Consider the following 14,217-nt stretch of genomic DNA (forward strand, 5'->3'; position numbering starts at 1 on the left):
CAATGACCCAAGTCGTGCTGACGCCCCTCTCTCCCGAAACCTTCCGCAGCAAGCCCTGGAAGAATGGCGGCGGCGTCACGCTCGACATCGCCGATGCCAGCCGGCCCGGCGCGGATCCTTCCGGCTGGGAGGGGATGGTCTGGCGGCTCGGGCGCACGGCCATCGTCCAGCCCGGCCCGTTCTCGGATCTCACCGGCTATGAGCGGCTGCAGGCGGTGATCGTCGGCTCGGGCTTGGTGCTGGAGGGCGCCTCCGGCGAGATCGATCTGCGCCAGCCCTTCATGCCCGTGCACTATGACGGCGGACTGCCGCTGGTCAGCCGGCTGGAGAACGGGCCGGTCGAGGTCGTCAATCTCATCGTCGACCGCGCCCTGTGCAGCGCCGATCTTACGGTGCCGGAGCTGGGCGCAACGGTCGCCCTGGCGCCCGCCATCCACATCCTCTACGCGCCGGGCGAGGCGGTGACGGCGCGCTGCGGGGGCGAAGCCATCGCCGTTCCCGGTGGGCATGCCCTGCGGATCGACGCGGAGGCCAGCGTCTCGCTCACGGTGGAGGCCGGCCGCGCCCTGCTGGCGACCATCAGGCTGCGCTAGTCGCAGCGCAGCGGAACGGCCTTGCGCGGCAGCTCGCCGATGGCGGGAACGAACTGGCCCGTCGCCGGGTCGAGCAGCATCAGGACGCCCGTGGCGACGGCGAAATAAGCGCCGTGCAGGTGCAGCCTGCCCTTGCTCTCGAGGATCTGCACGCAGGGGAAGCTGCGCAGATTGGCGAGCGATTGCTGGATCGAGGCGAAGGCGAGGCGCTCGACATAGCCGTCCAGCGTCTCGTGCCGCCCGCGCCCGCCCGTGCGCTCGGCGGCGGGGCCGATCAGCGTGATCCATTTGCCGATGAAGTCGCCCGAGGAGAGAGGGCCCTGGGCATCGTCGGCGAAGGCGCGGATGCCGCCGCAGCGGCCATGTCCGAGCACGACGATATGTTCGACCCTCAGGGCCTGGACGGCATATTCGAGTGCGGCCGAGGTGCCGTGGAGCTGGTCGTCCGGCGAGAAGGGCGGCACTAGATTGGCGACGTTGCGCACGACGAACATCTCGCCGGGCCGCGCATCGAAGATCACTTCCGGCGAAACACGCGAGTCGCAGCAGCCGATCAGCATGATCTTCGGCGTCTGGCCGGTTTCGGCGAGCTGTTCGTAGCGATCCTTCTCCCGGTCGAAGCGATCGTCGAGAAAGGCGCGGTACCCCTCGGTCAGCCGGTCGGGGAAGGGGGATGCGGGCGTCTCCATGCCGCCTTCGAACAGGAGGCGGGCGGTTTCGTCAAGTTGATGCTGCGCTGCGGGATGGACGCCGGGCCCTCAGCGAGGCCCGCAGGCGGCCTCGAGACGGGCGGCCAGGGCGCTCGCATCGCCCGCAATCGCGAGCAGCTTCACCCGCGAGGTCGCCCCCGTCGCCAGCGTCACCGCCGCGCGCGAAACGCCCAGTTCGCGGGCGATCAGGGCGATGAGGGCAGCATTGGCCTCGCCCTCGCTGGGCGCGGCGCGCACCCTGACCTTCAGAACGGCCTTACCGTCGGAGAGGATGTCGACACCGTCGATGGCATCGCGCCCGCCGCGGGGCGTGAGCCTCACCGCCAGCCTCAGGCCGTCGCTGCTCGCGGTCCAGGGCAGGGGCGCGGAGAGCCGACCCGCAACCTGGGACGCCACCTCAGAAAACGGCAGGGTAGAGATAGAGGACGATGACGCGCTCGATGAAGAAGATGATCAGCAGCAGGATGATCGGCGAGATGTCGAGCCCGCCCATATTGGGCAGCATGTTGCGGATCGGGCGCAGCACCGGTTCGGTGACGCGGTAGAGCATGTCCCAGACCGTCGAGACGAACTGGTTGCGCGTGTTGACGACGTTGAAGGCGATCAGCCAGCTCAGAATGGCCGAGATGATCAGCAGCCAGGTGTAGATCTGCAGGGCCAGCAGCACCACGTCGAGAACGGCACGCATCGTCATTCCTCTGGATCGTCGTCGGGCGCCCTCGCCACACGTCGCCACCCGCAGGACGCCGGCGCAAAACTCCTGGCGCAAGCGATTGACAGACAGGCGACGCGCGGCCTAGAAGGCCAGCGCCTCGGGGCTGTAGCTCAGTTGGGAGAGCGCTGCAATCGCACTGCAGAGGTCAGGGGTTCGAATCCCCTCAGCTCCACCAAGGCCTCCGAAACCCGCATCGTCGCGCTGTTCGGCAGGTCTTGGTGGGAACGCTCCGCGCCCCCCTGCCAGACTTAATTTTTTGTATGTTCGAGGCTTCTTCGAAGAGCGCGAATGCGCTCAGCCGTGCTCGAACTCGGCGTTGTAAGCGGCTGCCAGCATGGCGTGGCAGGCCGCGGCCTGCTCGCGGACCGCTTCGAGGGTAACGTGGTTGGCGATCTCGACGAGGTCGCGGAGCGCGAAATCCACCGCCGAGAGCAGATCGAGCGCGGTGCCCGCCTGGCTTTCCTCGCGTGCCGGCGGAAGCCGAAACTGCAGAACCTGTCCCATGTCACTCTCACTGTTGGCGAATCGCCGTGAGTGTGGGCTGCGGGCGGTCAGCAATCGGTTAATGCCGGCGCAATCGCTCAGTTCTGGATGAAATTGGTCGGCAGCGGCTTCACCGCGGGGCCGCTGAAGGAGCCCGTGCGCGCGTCGTTCGGTTCGGCATGGCTGAAGCCGAGCGCAGCGGCCGGGCTCGGGCCGGCAATCGGCGAGGCGGCGGGGGCGGTCGTGCGGGCCCGGGCGGTGGCGACGTTGACGCTGCGCCCGGCAGGAGCCGGCGCGCGCGTGACGGTTGCAAAGAGCGAATCCAGGCCGGCGCGGTCCGAATCGTATTGGGCCTCGATCGGGGTCGGCGCCGGGCGGGCGGGCGTCGCGACCGCGGCGCTGACCGCCGGGCTGCCGCCGGGACGGCTGGGCGGGAGCGGATGGGTGACGGCGACGAGCCGACCTTCCGGCTGGGCCGCCTCGCTGCCGCGCAGCGCCGCGGCCTGGACCGGCAGCGGGGTCGATTGGCCGGCGAGTGCGAGGCCCGCCAGGGCTGCGGGGCGCAGCGGCGGGAGGGGGGCATTGGTCGGCTTGCCGGCGATAACGGTCTCGACCGGCGGCGCGATCTCGCCCGGGCGCCGCGGAGGCAGCGCGGCCAGGACGAGCTTCTGGTCTGCGCCGGCGGTGGCCTGGGCGAAGGCGAGCGCTCCGCCCGCCGCAGGCAGTGCCGCGACCTGAACGGCGCCCTCGGCCTCTCCCGGCACCGTCAGGCCGCGCGGGCGGGCGAGCGGCAGCGGCGCATCGACGAGCGCCGGCCGTTTGTCCTGAGCGGGGGGCGGTGGTGGCGGCGGCGCGGCGGCGGCATTGACGGGTGCGACGGCCTGCGCCTCGGGCGGCTCGGGCGCCCGAGGGCTGAGGCGCTCGGCACGCTCCTGCGCGAGCGAGCGGGTCGCCGGTGCCGGCGCCACGGCGACGGCGAAGCGCCCGCCATCGGAGGCGTTGCTGTCGGCATAGGGATTGGGGCTGGCATAGGCCATGACGGCGGGCTGCGGCTTGGGGGCCGCGCGCCGGCCGCGGGTCGGGCGGGCATCCGCCTCCTCTTCGTCGCCGCCGAAGAGCGAGGCCCACAGGCTCTTGCGGCCCGAGGAGATGACGGCGCCCTCGTCGAGATCGGCCGCGGCATAGCCGGCCACCGCGCCGCCGCCGGCAAGTATCTCCGCCTTGGCGATCTCGTAGCCCCCCAGCGGCTGCCCGTCGGCGGGCAGATGGACGGTCTTCTCGTCCGGGAACAGGCGTACGAGCTGGTCGCGCGTCATGCGCGGCCAGGAGCGAACCGAGCCGGCATCGAGATGGACGAAGGGCGTGTGGGCGCCGGGATAAAAGCCGACACCACCGCGCTGCAGGCGCATGCCCGCCTCGCGGACACGGGCCGTCGCGGCGTCCGGCAAATAGAAATCCATCGCCTTGCCGAGCATGTGCTGGCTGTGCTTGGCGACTGCGCGCGAGCGCCGCCGCAGCATGGAATTGGTGCCTGGCGAGCGATAGGCGGAGACGACGTGGAAGGGCTGCTCGGAGCCGACCTGGCGCTGGACCTCCCAGGCGACGTCGAAGAGGCGGGGATCCATGCGGATCGGCTCGTCGGTGCGCCAGTCGCGCAGGGCCCAGTTCAGCTTCTCGAGACCCTCGGCGACATAGCGCCCGTCCCGCTTGAAGGTGACGGTGGTCTCTTCCTTGGTGTGCATGTGGCGGATCGAGATCGTCCGCGTGTCGCCATTGGCGACCGCATCCTGCGTCCCGCGTACGCCGAGCAGGAGGGCCCCGGCCGCCACACCGAGCGTCAACGCCCTGCGGAAGACCTGTTTCGGGCGCGCATTGCGTGCCGAAAGCGTGGCGTCTGAGCTGCCCAATCTGCTGACCCGTCTCGATGCCCCGCTTGGGCGGCGCGTGATGAACGTGAACGAACAGTTGCGGAGAAGCGTTAACGCCTCGTTAGCAAGCCGGCAATCGCCCGGCCAGCCCTTTCTGCGCGCCCCTCCGCTACGCCCCGATCGTGGCGAAACGGAGCCGGCTCGCCGCCCTGTTCCGCGGCTGCGGTGTCAGCTGCGCGATTCGAGTGCCTGCCGGACGAGGCGGTGGAAGCCGTAGAGATCCTCGAAGGTGGTCAGGCCGCCATCGGCGCCGACGACATGGGTGTTGTAGACGAGGTGGATCGCCAGCGGCTGGGGCAGGTTGATGCGGCGCTCGCCCGAGCCGATCAGGCGCTTCAGGCGCTCATGCGTCCATTCCGGCCCGAGCACCTGGTCGGCGAGCAGGAAGGGATTGTCGACACGCACGCAGCCATGGCTGAAGGCGCGGCGCTCCTGGGCGAAGAGCCGGCGATTGGGCGTGTCGTGCAGATAGACCGCATGGTCGTTGGGGAACATGAACTTGATCCAGCCGAGCGCGTTGCGCTCGCCCGGCGGCTGGCGCACCGAGATGCCGCCGCCCTTGCTGCGCGTCACCACATAGCCGCGCTTGGCGGCGTATTCGGGGTCGGCTGCCAGGCCCGGGATGAACTCCTTGCGCAGGATCGAGGGCGGGACGAACCAGGACGGATTGACGATGACGTGGTCCATCTTGTGCGAAAAGATGGGCGTCGCGGTCTCCGGCTTGCCGACGATGGCGCGGGTCTCGTGAACGACATGGCCCTGGCGGATGACGCGGACGCGAAATTCCGGGACGTTGACCATGATGTGGTCGGCGCCGAGATCGGCGGGCAGCCAGCGCCAGCGCTCCATCTGGGCGACGATGTCCTGCTCGCCGCGGGCGGTGGCGGGCGTGCCGAGAGCGGCGAGAGTCTGGGCGCCGAGCACGCCATTGGCGGGGAGGCCGGCCTGCTTCTGGAAGGCGGCGAGCGCGGTCGCGGTGGAGCGGTCGAAGACCGGCTCCTCGCTGGGGCCGAGGCCGAGCCGGGCCCGCACCAGCGGGACGCGCTCGTCGCGCATGCCGAGCTTCAGCGCCGGGCCTGCGGGGATGCGCACCAGCGGAGTGTCGTCGAGATGCTCGCGCAGCTCGGCGAGCTTGGCCTTGAGCCGGCGATAGCCCTCATGGGGCGGGTTGTAGGCGGCGAGCACGGCGCCGGCATCTCCAGAGCCCGCGAGTTCCGAGAGCACCTCGGTGGCGGAGGGCAGCGACAGCGTGGGCGTCAGCAGCTTCGAGAGGCGGCGCGGGTCGACGCGGGCGCCGCGGGCGTCGCGCGCATAGAGCACGGCGAGCGCGGACAGCCGGACGTCGGCCTCGGCCAGGCTGCCCTTGTCACTCGCCTCGAAAGCGGGGAGCGGATAGTCGGCCGGCCTGAGACCGTCCTCGCCGGCGCGCCCGAGACGCTCGGTCAGACGCAGTCCGGCGGTGCTCCAACCGCGTCCCTCGATCCAGAGCGGTCGGTTGCCGTTGGCCTCATAGGCGGCGAGGATTTCGGCGCGCTCGCGCTCGGCAAGGCGCGGCAGGGCCAGCGCATCGGTGGCGCGAGCAGCGATGTCGGCCGCGTATTCGGAGCCGGCGGGCAGGTCGACGACGACCTTCGGCAGGTCGGGCGGGGTGATCGCCGGCTCGGCACTGCGCAGCACGGGTGCGGCCTGCGGCGCCGCGAGCGCCGGATCGGCCGGCGGCAGCTCGATCTCGGGGATATCCAGGGTCACCGGCTGGTCGGGCACAGCGACGGTGGCGGCCGGCAGCTCCGGCGTGGCGAGGCTGCCCTCGGGGCGCGCGGAAGGTGTCACCGCGCCGGTGACCATGCCGGGTTCGGCGGCGGGCGCGGTTGCGGTGTCCGTCTGCAGGGCGGGCTCGGCGGGAGCGGCTTCCGCGCTGACCGGAGCCTGCGCGGCTTGCGGCCGCTCATCGGCATGCAGGAGCAAGGCGGGCTGTTCCGGCAGCGGGATGCCCAGCGTCGGATCGGTGGCCTGGCCTTCGGCGGAGACTGCGGTGGCGGTCAGGGACAGGGCCAGAGCCGAGACGCAAGCCAGATTCGCCCAGTGGCGACGACGCATGGTCGCTATTCCTGAATTCTGCCGAGAGCCGCATTCCTGCGTGACTCGGCCGGTTTCGACAAGATGCGGCAGCGCAACACGCGCTGCCATTCGGTTGGTCGCGGCTCAGGCCGCGTCGGTTTCGTCGGCGCCCGCTCCCGCCTCGATCAGCCCGTAATCCTTGAGCTTGCGGTAGAGCGTCGAGCGGCCGATGCCGAGCTTGCGCGAGATCTCGGACATGTGCCCGCGGTAATGGGCGAGGGCGAACTTGATGATCTCGCGCTCGAGCTCGTCGAGCGTGCGCATGTCGGAGCCGGCCACGAGCTCCAGCGAGTTGGGGTCGCGCACCGGCATCTGGATGATGCGCGGGGGCTCGCTGCGCGCCTCGGCCGGGCCGAGTGGCGCCGGGGCGGGCGGGATGCGGATATCGTAGCCTTCCATCTGCGCGGCGATCTGCGGGAACTCGGCCACCGTCAGCTCGTCGCCATCGGCCAGCACCACGGCGCGGAACATCGCATTTTCGAGCTGGCGGACATTGCCCGGCCAGTCATAGCCACCGATCAGGGAGAGCGCCTCGGCGCCGATGCCGCGCAGCTTCTTGCCCTCCTCGTCGGCGGCGAAGCGGGCGAGGAAGCCGCGCGCCAGATCGGGAATGTCCTCGTGACGCTGGCGTAGCGGCGGCAGCGTGATCGGGAAGACGTTGAGGCGGTAGTAGAGGTCTTCGCGGAACTCGCCGGCCTTGACCTGGTCGAGCAAGCTCTTGTTCGTCGCCGAGATGATGCGGATGTCGACGCGCACCGACTTCTTGCCGCCGACGGGATCGACCTCGCCCTCCTGGATCGCGCGCAGGAGCTTGACCTGCGCATCCAGCGGCAATTCGCCGACCTCGTCGAGGAAGAGCGTGCCGCCGCTCGCCTCGACGAATTTGCCGACATGGCGCTCGGTGGCGCCGGTGAAGGCGCCCTTCTCGTGGCCGAAGAGGATCGACTCGACGAGATTGTGCGGGATCGCGCCGCAATTGACGGTGACGAAGGGCTTGCCCTTGCGGTCGCTCGAACCCTGGATGGCGCGGGCCAGCACCTCCTTGCCGACGCCGGATTCACCCTCGATCAGGATCGGTATGTTGGATTTCGCCGCCCGCTCGGCCAGGCGCACCACCCGCGCCATGTCGGCGCTCTTGGTGGCGAGGTCGCGGAAGCCCAGCGTGCCCGACGCGCGGCGCTTGATGTGGCGCAGCTCGTGCTCGAGCGCGCCGAGCTTGAGCGCGTTCTTGAGCGAGATCTGCAGCCGCTCGGCGCCGACCGGCTTGACGACGAAGTCGACAGCACCGGCGCGCATCGCCTGGACGACCGTTTCGATCGAGCCATTGGCGGTCTGCACGATGACGGGGGTCTCGATCGCGCGCTCGCGCAGCGCCGCCAGCACGCCCATGCCGTCGAGCTCGGGCATGACGAGATCCAGCACGATCGCGTCGAAGCGGTCGCCCTCGGGGCCCGTCAGCATCTGGAGAGCGGCCTGCCCGGTCTCCGCGACGACGGCGTCGTATCCGCAGCGCTTCAGCATGGCGTCCAGCAGGCGGCGCTGGACGGGATCGTCGTCGACGACGAGAACGGTGGCGGTCATGACACCTCGAGGCTCAGGCGATAAGGAAGCCGGCCGCCGAGGGCGGCGCGCGCTGTTCCGTTCTGGGTCATCCTCGGCCAGAACGGTTAAGCGGCGCTTAAGGGCGGGGCATCGCTGCCGCGACGCAGGCGGAGATTGATCCCGGCCTTTGCCCCGCGCATATGAGGGCAAGCCGGGGTTCCCATCTGTGAGGTTGCCGACGATGACCAATGCGTTCGACCAGGTGCTGCGCGCCACAGCGACGGCGACCGCCGCCTCGGCCGCCAAATCCTTGGGCACGCTGCCGGAATGGGATCTGAGCCACCTCTATCCGGGCCTCGACTCGGCCGAGCTGAAGGCGGATCTGAGCCGGGCGTTGAGCGATTCGCAGAGCTTCGCGACGCTCTATCGCGGCAAGCTCGGGGCGCTCGCCGAGCGGCAGGACGGTGCTGCGGTGCTGGCCGAGGCGGTGAAGGCGTTCGAGGCGTTGAGCGACCTGCTCGGCCGGATCGGCGCCTATGCGGGCCTGGTCTATGCGGGCGACACCACCGATCCCCAGCGCGCCAAGTTCTATGGCGATACGCAGGACAAGCTGAACGCCGCCGTGACGGAGCTGCTGTTCTTCGAGCTCGAGCTCAACCGGATCGAGCCCGAGCATCTGGCGCGGGTCGCCGCGACGGCGCCGCTGTCGCACTGGAAGCCCTGGCTCGACGACCTCGCCAAGGACAAGCCACATCAGCTCGAAGACCGGATCGAGGCCCTCTTCCACGAGAAGTCGATGACCGGGCACGCCGCCTGGAACCGGCTGTTCGACGAGACGATCGCCTCGCTGCGCTTCCGGATCGGCGGCGAGGAGCTGACGCTGGAGCCGACGCTCAACAAGCTGCAGGACGCCGACGGCGCCGTGCGCAAGGCCGCCGCCGAGGCGCTGAGCGAGGTTTTCCGCGGTCAGCTGCGGACTTTCGCGCTGATCACCAACACGCTCGCCAAGGACAAGGAGATCTCCGACCGCTGGCGCAAGTTCGAGGATGTTGCGGATTCGCGCCATCTCGCCAACCGCGTCGAGCGCGAGGTCGTGGATGCGCTGGTGAGCGCCGTGCGCGAAGCCTATCCGCGCCTGTCGCACCGCTACTACAAGCTGAAGGCGAAGTGGTTCGGGCGCGAGGCGCTGGATTTCTGGGACCGCAACGCGCCGCTTCCCAAGGTCGAGCAGCGCACCATTCCCTGGACGGAAGCCCGCGATACGGTGCTCGACGCCTATGGCGCCTTCTCTCCCGAGATGGCCGGCATTGCGCGCCGCTTCTTCGACGAGCAGTGGATCGACGCGCCGGTGCGGCCCGGCAAGGCGCCCGGCGCCTTCGCCCATCCGACGGTGCCCTCCGCGCACCCCTATGTTCTGGTCAACTACCAAGGCAAGCCGCGCGACGTGATGACGCTCGCCCATGAGCTCGGGCATGGCGTGCATCAGGTGCTGGCAGCCCATAACGGCGCGCTGATGGCACCGACGCCTCTCACGCTGGCCGAGACGGCAAGCGTCTTCGGGGAGATGCTGACCTTCCGCCGCCTGCTGAATTCGACGTCGAATCCCCAGCAGCGCAAGGCAATGCTGGCGGCCAAGGTCGAGGACATGATCAACACGGTCGTGCGCCAGATCGCGTTCTACTCCTTCGAGCGGAAGGTGCATGAGGCGCGCAAGTCGGGCGAGCTGACCGCAGAGACCTTATGCGAACTCTGGATGAGCGTGCAGGCGGAGAGCCTGGGGCCGGCGATCCGGCTTGGCCCCGGTTACGAGCCGTTCTGGTGCTACATCCCGCACTTCATCCATTCGCCCTTCTATGTCTACGCCTATGCCTTCGGTGACTGCCTGGTGAATTCGCTCTACGGCGTCTACCAGAATGCGGCCGAGGGCTTCCAGGAGCGCTATTTCGCCCTGCTCTCGGCCGGTGGCACCAAGCACCATGCCGAGCTGCTGGCGCCCTTCGGCCTCGACGCGCGCGACCCGGCGTTCTGGCAGATCGGGCTCACGATGATCGAGGGCATGATCATCGAGCTGGAAGGGATGGAGTAGGGGCGCTTCTTCGCCGTCATGGTCGGGCCTGACCCGACCATCTCATGACCGGCTGGCGCTGGATGACGAGATGGTCGGGTCAAGCCCGACCATGACGGGTTGCTGTCAGAACTGCACCCTCAGGCCCACCTGCGCGACATTGGCGGTGTAGTCCGAGCCCTGGGCGGTCGAGTTCAGCCGCTCATGGGTGAAGCTCGCGCGGACCGAGAAGGTGCGCGTCAGCTTGTATTCGACCCGGGCGCCGACGCTGGAGAAGTCCTCGCGCAGACCCTGCCCGTCATATTCGGTGCGCCCGAAGCTGGCGACGCCGGTGACGGTGAGGTTGCGCCGCAAGGCGTGGGCGATCTCCAGCGAGACGCGCCGCGCCGTGGTGCCCGATGAGCCCGCAATCGTCGTGTCGCCGAGTTCGGAGGTGCCGCGCAGGGTGACGGTGGTCAGCGGCGTCGGCGACCACAGGATCGCGGCATCGCCGACGAAGCCCTTCAGGTCGCGCAGCCGGGCATCGTCATATTTGCGATCCTGATAGCCGGCCGAGATTTCGCCGGTGAGCTGGCGGCTGATCTCGAAGGTCGAGCCGACGCGCAGCGTGGCGCCGTCCGAGGAGCGGCGATAGCCGCTGGAATCCACGGCCTGGTCGAATTCGCGGGTGTCGACCTCACCCTGGACGAAAGGCCTGAAACCGGGTGTGACCTCGTAGGACGCGCGCAGGCGCAGCCCGACTTGCGTCTGATTGCGGTCGCGCTGGCTGACGATGCCGCCATTGCTCAGCTTGCCGTCCTCGTAGTCGCTGCGGTCGACCGAACCGCGCAGCGTCATCTGCAGGCGGTTGATGTCATGGGTGACGCCGGCCGAGGCGCCGTACTGATAGACGAGGGGGCGACCGATGACGGCCGCGGTCAAATCCGGCGAGCCGGGGCGCTGGGTGTCGATCTTCGCCCGCGTCTCCAGAAGAATGCGCGTGTCGCGCGAGGCGTCGAGGCGCAGGTCGAGATTGCCCTCGCCATCGGGGCGCGAGGCGTTCTCGTCGCGGAAGAAGCGGCTGTAGCCGCCGCGCAGCTTGCCCTTCAGCTCGTGCACGTTCCAGTCCGACTGGACGTCGAGATCGCCCTCGAGCCGGCCGAAGGCGGAGCTCTTGCGGGTCGAGCCCGCCGTGCGCTGCGGGTTGGTGTCGTAGCCGACGCTGCTGGTCAGCCCGGGCTTGAGCGTGACGTTGCCGAGCCGCAGGCCGAGCGCGGCATAGGGATCCTCCTCGGCAGCCGAGCGCCGGCGTGGGGGAGGCGGAGGCGGCGGCGTGGTCGGCAAACCCGCCACGCCCGTCTGCTGGGCGCGGAACTGGCGCTGGGTGACGCCGCGCACGCCACTCGCCCGAACGGGCCGGCTGGCATAGGGCGGCGGGCGCCGCGACACGGTGGTCGGCTGGTTCTGGATCAGTGCGGCGGGATCACGAACCGAGTCGGGCGTGGCTGAGAGCGAGGCCGCCGGCGCATCGGGCACCGGTTGCTGGGCGACATAGGCCGGCACGCTCGGCCGCAGCGGCGTGCGCCGGACCTGCTGCGCATCGACCGACGACGCGGCGAGCATGAGGCTCGCGGCGGCGACGCCGGTCAGCAGCAGGGACGGGGAAGGCCGGGGCACGGGGCGTCGTGGCTCCAGGAACAGGCTTTGGCGCGCCGGACAGCGCGCGCATGGTTAACGGAGTTAAAACGAAGGGGGTTAACGGGCCGTCAATAACGGGGCGGCCCGAAGCTGGCCCCGGCGCGCCCGGCTGTGCTAGAGCGCGCGCCATGACAGCCGATATCCGCGCCTCCGCGCTCCGCACCGTCGCGACCGAACGCGCCGGGCTCGACACGCTTCACCAGGCCCTCGCCAACGGCATGGGTGAGGCTTTCGTTGCCGCGGTCTCGATGATCCGGGCAGCCGGCGGGCGCGTCATCGTCTCCGGCATGGGCAAGTCCGGCCATGTCGGGCGCAAGATCGCGGCGACGCTCGCTTCCACCGGCACGCCGGCGCATTTCGTCCATCCGGCCGAAGCCAGCCATGGCGATCTCGGCATGGTGCAACCGGAGGATGTGGTCATCGCCCTCTCCTGGTCGGGCGAGACGGCGGAGCTTGCGGCGATCGTCGGGCATACGCGGCGCTTCCGCGTCGGGCTGATCGCGATCACCGCCAATGCCGACAGCGCGCTGGGCCGCGAGGCGGATGTGACGCTGCTCCTGCCGAAGGCGCAGGAGGCCTGCCCGAACGGGTTGGCACCGACGACCTCGACGACGATGCAGATGGCGCTGGGTGACGCGCTGGCGGTCGCGCTGCTCGAGGCGCGCGGCTTCTCGCGCCAGGATTTCTTCGTCTATCACCCGGGCGGCAAGCTCGGCGCGCAGCTCAAGACGGTCGCCAGCATCATGCACCGTGATGCGGCGCTGCCGCTCTGCGGGCTGGATACGGGGATCGCGGATGTGGTCGCGCTGATCTCGGGCAAGGGCTTCGGCTGCGCCATCGTGGTGGATGCGGACGGGGTTCTTGCCGGCGTCGTGACCGATGGCGATCTGCGCCGCACATTGCTGCGGGCCGGACCGGCCCAGCGGGCGCGCGACGTGATGAGCGCCAATCCGCGTCGCATTGCACCGGACGCGCTGGCCGGCGAGGCGCTGGAGATGGTCAACCGGCTGCGGATCACCGCGCTGATCGTCGCAGATGGCGAGAACCGCCCTGTCGGGCTGGTCCATGTCCACGACCTGCTCTCGCTCGGCGTGGCCTAATCCACCCGGGGCACCCCCTGGGCCTATGAGCCAGGGTCGGTTTCGTGTGCGGGGTCAGCCCTCGACGGCGCTGTACTGCGTCTCGATCGAGGAATCGTGGGCCTCGTGGTCGAAGCCGTAAATGTGGATCGAAATCGCGTCTTCGGTCCCGAGATTGCGCATGCGGTGGATGTTGGGGCCGGTCGGCAGCATGCAGGCGACATAGCCCGCCTCGCGGTCATGCTGCTCGGTCGCGATGGCCCGCTGCGTATCGATGGCGCGATACCAGGTTTCGGTCACGGTGCCGCTGACGACGCCGAAGCAGCAGGAGCAGTGGTGGTCGTGGATGCAGGTGGTCGCATCGGCCGCCCAGACGATCGCCCAGACGCTGACCGACTCGTCGCCGGCCAGGAGATTGCGGGTGTAGCCGCCGGGTTTGCGCTCGAGCGGCAGGCGCGCAACGAGGTCGGGCAGCGCAACGAGTTCGCGCAGAACCGAGCGGGCGGCGGCAAGATAATCGCGCGAGAGAGTGCCCTCATCCGTCCGCAGGCTGGCGAGAACGGCGCCGCGCCGCTCCGCGTTCAAGAACCCCTGCATCCGCAAACTCCCGTCGCACCGTCCACTCACTCAGGATAGCGGCGCAGCGGGAAAATGGTTTGCTATCTTGCGATAAGATGCCGCGATCTTGGAAATGAATATCGCCTATGGCATCAAATGGAGAATTCCGTTCCTTTGAGAGCGCTGACAAAGCGATCCCTTTGCGAGTCCCGGGGGCCATGGCCAAGCTCGACGCCTTCGATCTGCGGATCCTCGCCTGCCTGCAGGAGGATGCGAGCCTGCCTCTCGCCGAGCTGTCGGAGGCGGTCGGCCTGTCGGCGACGCCGTGCTGGCGGCGGGTGCAGAAGCTGGAAGCGGCGGGCTATATCCGCAAGCGCGTGGCGCTGCTCGACCGCAGCAAGCTGCAGGCGGGCGTCACCGTCTTCATCGCGGTGAAGACGGCCCGGCATTCGATGGAATGGCTGGAGCGGTTCCACACGGCGGTGCGCGACCTGCCCGAGATCGTCGACTTCTACCGGATGAGCGGCGAGATCGACTATCTGCTCAAGGCCTGCGTGCCGGACATCGCGGCTTATGACGCGCTCTACAAGAAGCTAATCTCGCGTATCGACCTCAACGACGTCACCTCGATGTTCGCGATGGAGGAGCTGAAATCGACGACGGCGATCCCGCTCGGCTTCGTGCAGCCGGAAGGCTGAAGCGCCAACGAAAGAAGGGAGCGGCAAACCGCTCCCTTCTCCCCCCGGCCT

13 protein-coding genes and 1 tRNA gene are annotated in these 14,217 nt (G+C 69.3%); 5 read left to right on the forward strand and 9 right to left on the reverse strand.

The window, feature by feature from the left end; all coding sequences use genetic code 11:
• The first annotated feature begins 2 nt into the window (after positions 1 to 2).
• Positions 3 to 593, forward strand: a complete 591-nt coding sequence (locus ABIE41_RS06105) for a HutD/Ves family protein (protein WP_192644961.1) — start codon at positions 3 to 5, stop codon at positions 591 to 593.
• Here the strand turns inward: ABIE41_RS06105 and ABIE41_RS06110 are convergent.
• The 3 genes from ABIE41_RS06110 to ABIE41_RS06120 form a co-directional block, all read right to left on the reverse strand.
• Positions 590 to 1,282: a carbonic anhydrase gene (locus tag ABIE41_RS06110; protein WP_192644962.1), complete on the reverse strand. Its 693-nt coding sequence runs from the start codon at positions 1,280 to 1,282 to the stop codon at positions 590 to 592. The genes ABIE41_RS06105 and ABIE41_RS06110 overlap by 4 nt on opposite strands.
• A 69-nt stretch (positions 1,283 to 1,351) precedes the next feature.
• Positions 1,352 to 1,663 (reverse strand): DUF167 family protein, encoded by a 312-nt coding sequence (locus ABIE41_RS06115; RefSeq protein WP_192645142.1) that lies wholly within the window; start codon positions 1,661 to 1,663, stop codon positions 1,352 to 1,354.
• A gap of 37 nt (positions 1,664 to 1,700) precedes the next feature.
• Positions 1,701 to 1,991 carry a YggT family protein gene (locus tag ABIE41_RS06120; RefSeq protein WP_192645143.1) on the reverse strand — a complete coding sequence of 97 codons (291 nt, stop codon included), beginning with the start codon at positions 1,989 to 1,991 and terminating at the stop codon, positions 1,701 to 1,703.
• A gap of 126 nt (positions 1,992 to 2,117) precedes the next feature.
• Between ABIE41_RS06120 and ABIE41_RS06125 the strand changes: the two genes are divergently transcribed.
• A tRNA-Ala gene (locus ABIE41_RS06125) sits at positions 2,118 to 2,193 on the forward strand.
• A 119-nt stretch (positions 2,194 to 2,312) separates the two neighbouring features.
• On the opposite strand, the gene ABIE41_RS06130 is transcribed toward ABIE41_RS06125, so the two are convergent.
• From ABIE41_RS06130 to ABIE41_RS06145, 4 genes are all read right to left on the reverse strand, one after another.
• Positions 2,313 to 2,522, reverse strand: coding sequence for a hypothetical protein (locus ABIE41_RS06130; protein ID WP_192644963.1), 210 nt, complete (start codon positions 2,520 to 2,522; stop codon positions 2,313 to 2,315).
• Between the two features lie 77 nt (positions 2,523 to 2,599).
• The gene (locus ABIE41_RS06135) at positions 2,600 to 4,408 is read right to left on the reverse strand and encodes a peptidoglycan L,D-endopeptidase MepK (protein WP_210321102.1); all 1,809 of its coding nucleotides are present in this window, start codon (positions 4,406 to 4,408) and stop codon (positions 2,600 to 2,602) included.
• A gap of 189 nt (positions 4,409 to 4,597) precedes the next feature.
• Entirely contained in the window at positions 4,598 to 6,526 is a 1,929-nt protein-coding gene (locus tag ABIE41_RS06140; RefSeq protein ID WP_192644964.1) for a L,D-transpeptidase scaffold domain-containing protein, read from the reverse strand.
• A gap of 105 nt (positions 6,527 to 6,631) precedes the next feature.
• Positions 6,632 to 8,128 carry a sigma-54-dependent transcriptional regulator gene (locus ABIE41_RS06145; RefSeq protein WP_354191802.1) on the reverse strand — a complete coding sequence of 499 codons (1,497 nt, stop codon included), beginning with the start codon at positions 8,126 to 8,128 and terminating at the stop codon, positions 6,632 to 6,634.
• Positions 8,129 to 8,330: 202 nt separating this feature from the next.
• Here ABIE41_RS06145 and ABIE41_RS06150 point away from each other — a divergent pair, with 202 nt between their 5' ends.
• Positions 8,331 to 10,175: a M3 family oligoendopeptidase gene (locus ABIE41_RS06150; protein WP_192644966.1), complete on the forward strand. Its 1,845-nt coding sequence runs from the start codon at positions 8,331 to 8,333 to the stop codon at positions 10,173 to 10,175.
• Between the two features lie 105 nt (positions 10,176 to 10,280).
• On the opposite strand, the gene ABIE41_RS06155 is transcribed toward ABIE41_RS06150, so the two are convergent.
• Positions 10,281 to 11,810, reverse strand: a complete 1,530-nt coding sequence (locus tag ABIE41_RS06155) for an outer membrane beta-barrel protein (RefSeq protein WP_192644967.1) — start codon at positions 11,808 to 11,810, stop codon at positions 10,281 to 10,283.
• Between the two features lie 149 nt (positions 11,811 to 11,959).
• On the opposite strand from ABIE41_RS06155, the gene ABIE41_RS06160 reads away from it, so the two are divergent.
• Positions 11,960 to 12,931, forward strand: coding sequence for a KpsF/GutQ family sugar-phosphate isomerase (locus ABIE41_RS06160; protein WP_192644968.1), 972 nt, complete (start codon positions 11,960 to 11,962; stop codon positions 12,929 to 12,931).
• 54 nt (positions 12,932 to 12,985) lie between these two features.
• On the opposite strand, the gene ABIE41_RS06165 is transcribed toward ABIE41_RS06160, so the two are convergent.
• Complete coding sequence (locus ABIE41_RS06165; protein WP_192644969.1) at positions 12,986 to 13,507, reverse strand: cysteine dioxygenase; 522 nt, start codon at positions 13,505 to 13,507, stop codon at positions 12,986 to 12,988.
• Between the two features lie 179 nt (positions 13,508 to 13,686).
• Here ABIE41_RS06165 and ABIE41_RS06170 point away from each other — a divergent pair, with 179 nt between their 5' ends.
• Entirely contained in the window at positions 13,687 to 14,166 is a 480-nt protein-coding gene (locus ABIE41_RS06170; RefSeq protein WP_192644970.1) for an Lrp/AsnC family transcriptional regulator, read from the forward strand.
• Positions 14,167 to 14,217 lie beyond the last annotated feature (51 nt).

Source organism: Bosea sp. OAE506, assembly GCF_040546595.1.
Taxonomy (GTDB): domain Bacteria; phylum Pseudomonadota; class Alphaproteobacteria; order Rhizobiales; family Beijerinckiaceae; genus Allobosea.